The organism is Helicobacter heilmannii, assembly GCF_001283065.1.
GTDB classification, from domain to species: Bacteria; Campylobacterota; Campylobacteria; order Campylobacterales; family Helicobacteraceae; genus Helicobacter; species Helicobacter heilmannii.
This window is the reverse complement of sequence record NZ_CDMK01000001.1, coordinates 625,764-632,767: the sequence shown is the minus strand read 5'-3', so window position 1 is coordinate 632,767 and position 7,004 is coordinate 625,764. Positions and strand designations below refer to the sequence as shown.

The window sequence follows — 7,004 nt, the reverse complement described above, 5'->3', positions numbered from 1 at the left end:
CGGTACTTGTGCGCTATCGGTCAAAGAGTAGTATTTAGGGTTGGAGAGTGGTCTCCCCGGCTTCAGCCCGGATTTCCCGTGTCCTGGCCTACTCTGGATCCGGCTATCTAGGGTTTTCCTTTCGCATACAGGGCTATCACCTTCTATGGCTTGTCTTTCCAAACAACTTTGCTAGAAAAACCCCTTGAATGTTGCCGTCCTCAACCCCGAGTGCAAGCACCCGGTTTGCCCTTTTCCCCTTTCGCTCGCCACTACTGAGGGAATCTCGTTGATTTCTTTTCCTCTAGCTACTGAGATGTTTCACTTCGCTAGGTTCGCTCTCTATAGAAATAGAGTAATCCACATTGCTGTGGATTGGGTTGCCCCATTCGGACACCTACGGATCAATGCTTCTTGACAGCTCCCCGTAGCTTATCGCAGTCTAGTGCGTCCTTCATCGCCTCTCTTTGCCAAGGCATCCACCATCCACTCTTAATATCTTGTTTGCCACTCTAGCATATCCGCATAGAGCGTTGCATAAGAGCCACACCGCCTTATTGAGTATAATTCTTTCGGCTTTGTAGTTTTTACCTTTACATAGGCTATTGACAATAAAAAGTCAAATAACACGCTTTTAAGATTGATGCCTTAGAAAAAAGTTTTCACCTTTTCAATGTAAGCTTTCTTAGAAGCAAAACGCAATATTAGCGGTTTGGAGCTTAAGTGTGGCTTAAATGTTGGGGATTTTTGGGGGGTGGCAACGGATTTAATTCCCAAGAAATCCAAGAGTCCTTAACAGAAGCTTATGATGTCTTTCATTTTAACTTGCTCTCCAAAGATTTCCAATCTCTTTTAATACCCTATGTCAAGTGATGCAAAACGCAAAAATCATTACACTAAAAAAAAGCTAGAGAAAGCCTTGCATTTTGCCAATGTGTTGAAAATCAACGAAGAGAAATGTGCTTTAATTGCCAGATTATTTGTGTATGAGACCCATGACTATACAACCATGCTGTACCACACACAAAGAAATTTTGAGATACAAGATGTGTGTTTAACTTTGGGCAGCCAGGAGCTTATTTATTGAGCGATCACACACCCTGTTCTTTAAGCCTTGCGCCCCCTCATTCCAGTTGTGGATACGCTTGGAGCCGGGGATTCTTTTTGCGCCGCCTTGAATTATGCCTTAGTGGATGGCAGGTTATCTAGGGAGTAAATCCTAGAATTTGTCTCTTTAGTGGCCCAAGAAGTCGTGCAATTGGAGACACGCCCTTATACAACAGAAATCAAGTGCTTTAGGCGGATTTCACACAAAATCCCCTTTATATTTTTAATTTTCTTGTAAAAGAGTCGTATGGTTGATTTATGGAACTTGATGGGCAGATACGCGCCCGTTATATGCAAGAGCAGTGGTTTTAGTCTTCCATCGGGCTATAGCTCTTGGATTGAATTTTTAAAGACAAATCTCATCTTTCTAATCCAAAATGTGCGCAATTTGGCTGTTCTGATATGGCAAGTTTGGGCACGCTGTGTATTTGGATGAAGAGCGAAGTTGGTGAATTATCCCCATGTATTTGAGCCACAATCCCCGCAATAATGGCACTTTTAATGTCAAAAAAGGCACATGGGCAATTTTGGTAAAAGGCAAGGCGTTGGGCTGAGCTTTGCAGCTTGAGATAGGAGCAAACATGTTGCCTAAACACAGAACAACAAGTGTTTTTGTATTTGACTAAAGTCATTGAAGCCGATGGGGTGTTGCACGAGTTGCAACTAGGCGCGTTAGATACGATTAAAAAGCAATGTGAGTTATGGCATTAGCACAAAAGAAGTGCCCTTAAGTGAGCTCAAGATTTTCACCACCAACCACGCCAAACACGCCACGCTTTTAGAATTAGTGTCCATGGCTTTAGCCGATAGCAGGTGCAGACAACGAAAGGGACACCATTTATTCTTACGCCAAAGAGATGGGCGTGTCCACCCATAAGGTCAATCAACTCAAAGATTGGGTGGTGAAAAACTTTATGCTTTATTAAGAAGCGGTCAAAATGTTGGATTAAAGAAGTGGCTGTTCATCTTTATAGGTGCAGCTTAGGAGTTTAGGGTAAGAACCTTGGATAGACAATAATAAAAGGAGTGAATGATGGCAGATTAACAAAAAAAAGAGAAAATGGATAAAGTGAAGGGCTTTATGAATGAAAATCCGGGGATTGTAGCTGGGGCAGGGGTTGGTGGCATCATAGGCTCGATGATCCCCGTTGTGGCACGGGTATAGGGATGGTCGTGGGGGGTATCGTGGGGGGGTATCATCCAAGAGTCAAAGAAGAAAAAATAGCACTAGGGGTACTTAACCCCACAGGGGTGGAGAGTTTTTACCCTTGTGTTTGTCCACCATTTCTTAGTGCTTTTGTGGCTTTAAGGGTGTGGGGATGTCTTCAATGCCCAAGAGCCCCGGGTTTTGTTTCCAAACACCCCAACAAACTCCAATACTTAGTCTGTGTACTTGAAGAACAAAAGGCATTGTATAAGGTCGTAGTATAAAAAAAACTCCACTTAAAAAGGACAAACATGGGATTATGAGATGCCATCAAAAGTGCGGCCAAGAGTGTTAAGTGCGGGGTGGGGGTCCACGCCGGGGAATACACACAAGAAGCGGGAAAACCCCAATGTTTCTTCTCAAAAACCTGCCCCGATTGTAATAAATACCTGAGTAAAAGCGAGCATGTGTTCGACGAGTGGCATTATACGGGTCCAGACTGCACCAAGGTGCACAGCTGCATTCACTGCAACACCGAAGAGTCCAAGGTCGAACACGACTATCAGGAGCAAGCCAAAGACGCGGAGTGCAAGGTCTTTAAAATGTGTAGCCACTGCAAGGACAAACAATATGTCAAAGAGACCCACGCTTACGAGGGGAGCGAGCAAGTCCAATGCGATGTGTTTAAGGTGTGCAAGGACTGCGGGCATAAAAAAGCAGATGGAAAAAACACACCTACAAAGAGACGAGGGATGCAGAATGTAAGATTATCAAGGTCTGCGAGGTTTGCGCAGATCAAGATAAAAGTTGGTTTGCAAGCCACGAATATGGTGAGTGGCAAAACACGGGTCATTGTACCCAAAGCCGTTCGTGTGTCCATTGCGGCAAAACAGAATCTTTAGAAGACTACAACGATGAAGAGATGGGCAAGGATGAGAAGTGCCGGTTAATAAAGGTCTGCAGAAATTGTGGGCGTGAAGAGTTGAGCAGTGCTAGACATAATTGGGTGAAAAACCCTCTCAATGGACAAGATTTTGTGGTCAATGGATGCAAGAAGTGCAAGGACTGCCAAGGCATATTTAAAGCCTAGAGCTATGCTGGGGTGTTAAGCAGGTGGGGATTTGTTAGATTCTTTTGCTAGCAAGTAAAGCTTGCAGAGCCATCTACTGGCTGATTAGTAGCAAGAACGCATCACTCCAAGCAGTGCCTTGTTGAGATTTATGGCTAAAAGCGGTTTAACAAGTCAGCTCTGTTTGGCATCTTGTGTGAACCCTTGAAGTTTTATGTCCCCATTCCTTGATTGGGCCAATCCACCTATCTAAAATCAAAGGCTTTGGGGAACAAATAGAAATTTCTAAGATGCTGCTGTCAACTCTTAGGGATCGACCCTCAAGGGTCAATGTAGGGATGCGATCTTAGGCGTTAATTCCAAAGGGTTAACAAAGCTCTTTAGCCTTTGCGTTTCTCCACAATCTCTTTGGCAATGTTTGCGGGGACTTCGCCATAGTGGTCAAACTCCATAGAGTAAGTCCCTCGCCCTTGGGTGGCTGAGCGCAGATCCGTGGAGTAACCAAACATTTCTACCAGGGGCACGAAGGCATTGACAATTTTAAGTCCCAATCTGTCGTCCATCGCGTTGATCTGCCCTCTGCGACGGTTTAAATCCCCGATCACATCGCCCATATACTCCTCGGGCACTTCCACTTCTACCTTCATCATGGGCTCTAAAAGCACAGGGTTAGCCGCACGGCAAGCCTCTTTAAACGCCATAGAACCGGCGATTTTAAACGCCATTTCAGAAGAATCCACCTCGTGGTAACTGCCATCATATAGGGTAACTTTACAATCCACGACCGGATAGCCGGCGAGCACTCCGCTTTGCATCGCCTCTTGGATGCCCTTATCCACCGCCGGGATGTATTCTTTGGGGATCACGCCCCCGCTGATTTCATTGACAAACTCATAGCCCGTGCCCGGATCTTTGGGCTCAAGCTTGATGAAGACATGCCCGTATTGCCCGCGTCCGCCAGATTGTTTGGCGTATTTATGCTCTTTTTGCACCGCACTGCGGATGGTTTCTCTAAAGGCAACTTGGGGTTGGCCCACTTCAGCTTCGACCTTAAACTCCCGTTTTAAGCGATCCACGATGATCTCTAGGTGCAATTCGCCCATCCCGCCGATCAAGGTCTGCCCGGTTTCTTCTTGAGTCATCACCCTAAAGCTGGGGTCTTCTTCGGCAAGTTTGCCTAAAGCCACGCCCATTTTTTCTTGGTCGGCTTTGGTTTTGGGTTCTACGGCAATGTGAATCACGGGCTCAGGAAATTCCATGCGCTCTAAGATCACGGGGTTTTTCTCGCTGCAAAGGGTGTCGCCGGTGAGCGTGTCTTTTAAGCCCACAAAGGCGCAAATCTCGCCGGCATAGACTTCTTTAATGTCCTCTCTTTTATTGGAGTGCATTTTTAAGAGTCGCCCTACGCGCTCTTTTTTATCTTTCGTGGAGTTGTAAATGTAGCTACCGGATTCTAAATTGCCCCGATACACCCGCACAAAGGTGAGTTGCCCTACGAAGGGGTCGGTCATGATTTTAAAGGCAAGTCCGGCAAATTCGCCCTCATCGCTGCTTTGCACATGGATTTCTTCTTCACTCTTGGGGTCCACACCCTTGATGTCCGCCACTTCCGTAGGGGCGGGTAGGTAGTCGATCACGGCATCTAAGAGAGTTTGCACGCCTTTATTTTTAAAGGAAGAGCCACAGAGCATGGGGATTAAGGACATGTTCAAGCACCCGGTTTTAATGCCCTTTTTGATCTCTTCCTCGCTGAGTGCCTCGCCGGCCAAATATTTTTCCATCAAGGCTTCGTCTTGTTCGGCGACTGCTTCCAAGAGTTTGTCGCGGTATTCTTGGGCTTTGGCTTGCAAGTCGCTAGGAATCTTTTGGACTTCGTATTTTGCCCCCATCGCCTCGTTGTTCCAAACAATGGCTTTCATGGCAACTAGGTCGATCACGCCGATAAAGGTGTCCTCTGCCCCGATAGGGATATTGATGGGCACGGGGTTGGCTTTTAGGCGTTCTCTAATTTGGTTTTCCACATTGTAGAAGTTTGCCCCGATGCGGTCCATTTTATTGACAAACACAATGCGGGGCACGCCGTATTTATTCGCCTGCCGCCACACGGTTTCGCTTTGGGGTTGCACCCCGCCCACAGAGCAGAACACGCCCACAGCTCCGTCTAACACACGCATGGAGCGTTCCACTTCGATCGTAAAGTCCACGTGTCCGGGGGTGTCGATCAAATTGATTTGGTGATCTTTCCAAAAGCAGGTGGTCGCCGCTGAAGTGATGGTGATGCCCCTCTCCTTTTCTTGCTCCATCCAGTCCATGGTGGCAGCCCCGTCATGCACCTCCCCGATTTTATGGCTCACGCCCGTGTAAAATAAAATCCGCTCGGAGGTCGTGGTTTTGCCCGCATCGATGTGGGCGACGATGCCAATGTTTCTAATCTTGTCTAAAGGGGTTTTGCGTGCCATTGACAACTCCTACCAGCGGTAATGGGCGAAAGCTTTATTGGCTTCTGCCATTTTATGGATGTCTTCTTTCTTCTTAAACGCCGCCCCTTTGTCGCTGGATGCATCCATCAACTCGTTAGCCAACTTATCCACCATCATGCGTTCGTTGCGTTTTCTAGTCGCCTCTAAAATCCAGCGGATGGAGAGGGATTGTTGCCTTGCGGGGCGCACCTCTACGGGAACTTGGTAAGTCGCCCCCCCTACACGCCTAGAGCGCACTTCCACCAAAGGTTTGACATTTTCTAACGCCTTTTCAAAGACCTCAATGCCCTTTTCCCCGCTTTTTTCCTCGATTTTTTGCAAGGCAGCGTAAATGATCTTTTCTGCCACGCTGCGTTTACCGTCATACATCATCTTGTTGATGAATTTTGTTACAACCTTGCTGTTGTAGACGGGATCGCCCAACACTTCCCTAATGGGTGCTCTTTTTCTTCTCATCTTTTCCCTTTACTTTTTCTTCTTGTCAGTTCCGGCTGCGGCCCCGGCTTTGGCTTTTTTCGCCCCGTATTTACTGCGAGAAACCGTGCGCTTATTCACCCCAGCCGTGTCTAGCGCGCCGCGCACAATGTGGTATTTCACCCCGGGCAAGTCTTTCACCCGTCCGCCACGCACCAACACAATGGAGTGTTCTTGCAAGTTATGCCCCTCGCCGGGGATGTAGCTGATCACTTCAAATTTGCTAGTCAGGCGCACTTTGGCGACTTTTCTTAGAGCGGAGTTAGGTTTTTTAGGGGTGGTGGTGTAAACCCGTGTGCAAACGCCCCTTCTTTGGGGGCACTCAACCAAGGCGGGGGACTTGGTTTTTTTAAGGATTTTTTTCCTTTCCTTTCTGATGAGCTGATTGATGGTTGGCACTCTTGTCCTTTATCTGTAATTTTTGCATGATAAAAGATTCATTATAACATTAAAAATCTTTAATGCGACTTAGCTAAAATTCAAGCGGTGGATGAGTTCCTTGTTCTCGTTGATGTGGACTTTGACTTCATCGATCTGCTTTTGGATGGTCTCCAAATCTTGCAAACCCTGCTGAGCAATGTTCTCCACTTGCTGCGACTGCGTGTTTGACATACTCTACAATAACTAAAGCTAGGGGGTTTAGGGCGCGGTTGCTAATTTGGCTGGGTTTGAAAAATGTACTTGGCATGAGAGACACTGCAAAATTTAAGGGCTAGGCACTGGCATAGGGCGTTAGAGCAAAGGCGGT

At 46.8% G+C, this 7,004-nt stretch carries 7 protein-coding genes and 1 rRNA gene (1 of these 8 only partly in view); 3 read left to right on the top strand and 5 right to left on the bottom strand.

What is annotated here, in order from left to right; translation table 11 throughout:
- Positions 1–485 (bottom strand): 23S ribosomal RNA (locus AOG36_RS08180) (it extends 2,463 nt beyond the left edge of the window).
- Positions 486–1,114: 629 nt separating this feature from the next.
- Between AOG36_RS08180 and AOG36_RS09335 the strand changes: the two genes are divergently transcribed.
- From AOG36_RS09335 to AOG36_RS03145, 3 genes are all read left to right on the top strand, one after another.
- Positions 1,115–1,195, top strand: coding sequence for a hypothetical protein (locus AOG36_RS09335; RefSeq protein WP_366884328.1), 81 nt, complete (start codon positions 1,115–1,117; stop codon positions 1,193–1,195).
- A 585-nt stretch (positions 1,196–1,780) separates the two neighbouring features.
- Entirely contained in the window at positions 1,781–1,963 is a 183-nt protein-coding gene (locus tag AOG36_RS08970) for a hypothetical protein (protein ID WP_015106400.1), read from the top strand.
- Positions 1,964–2,700: 737 nt separating this feature from the next.
- Positions 2,701–3,135, top strand: a complete 435-nt coding sequence (locus AOG36_RS03145) for a hypothetical protein (RefSeq protein WP_053825472.1) — start codon at positions 2,701–2,703, stop codon at positions 3,133–3,135.
- Between the two features lie 547 nt (positions 3,136–3,682).
- On the opposite strand, the gene fusA is transcribed toward AOG36_RS03145, so the two are convergent.
- From fusA to AOG36_RS08515, 4 genes are all read right to left on the bottom strand, one after another.
- Complete coding sequence (gene fusA / locus AOG36_RS03140) at positions 3,683–5,761, bottom strand: elongation factor G (protein ID WP_015106397.1); 2,079 nt, start codon at positions 5,759–5,761, stop codon at positions 3,683–3,685.
- Between the two features lie 9 nt (positions 5,762–5,770).
- Positions 5,771–6,238 carry a 30S ribosomal protein S7 gene (gene rpsG / locus AOG36_RS03135; RefSeq protein ID WP_015106396.1) on the bottom strand — a complete coding sequence of 156 codons (468 nt, stop codon included), beginning with the start codon at positions 6,236–6,238 and terminating at the stop codon, positions 5,771–5,773.
- A gap of 9 nt (positions 6,239–6,247) precedes the next feature.
- Positions 6,248–6,655: a 30S ribosomal protein S12 gene (gene rpsL, locus AOG36_RS03130; RefSeq protein ID WP_015106395.1), complete on the bottom strand. Its 408-nt coding sequence runs from the start codon at positions 6,653–6,655 to the stop codon at positions 6,248–6,250.
- A gap of 69 nt (positions 6,656–6,724) precedes the next feature.
- Entirely contained in the window at positions 6,725–6,868 is a 144-nt protein-coding gene (locus tag AOG36_RS08515) for a hypothetical protein (RefSeq protein ID WP_156240560.1), read from the bottom strand.
- Positions 6,869–7,004 lie beyond the last annotated feature (136 nt).

Bases quoted from the DNA above. Each gene is read 5' to 3' on its own strand.
- rpsG (WP_015106396.1), bottom strand. From the start codon at position 6,238: ATGAGAAGAAAAAGAGCACCCATTAGGGAAGTGTTGGGCGATCCCGTC.
- AOG36_RS08515 (WP_156240560.1), bottom strand. From the start codon at position 6,868: ATGTCAAACACGCAGTCGCAGCAAGTGGAGAACATTGCTCAGCAGGGT.
- fusA (WP_015106397.1), bottom strand. From the start codon at position 5,761: ATGGCACGCAAAACCCCTTTAGACAAGATTAGAAACATTGGCATCGTC.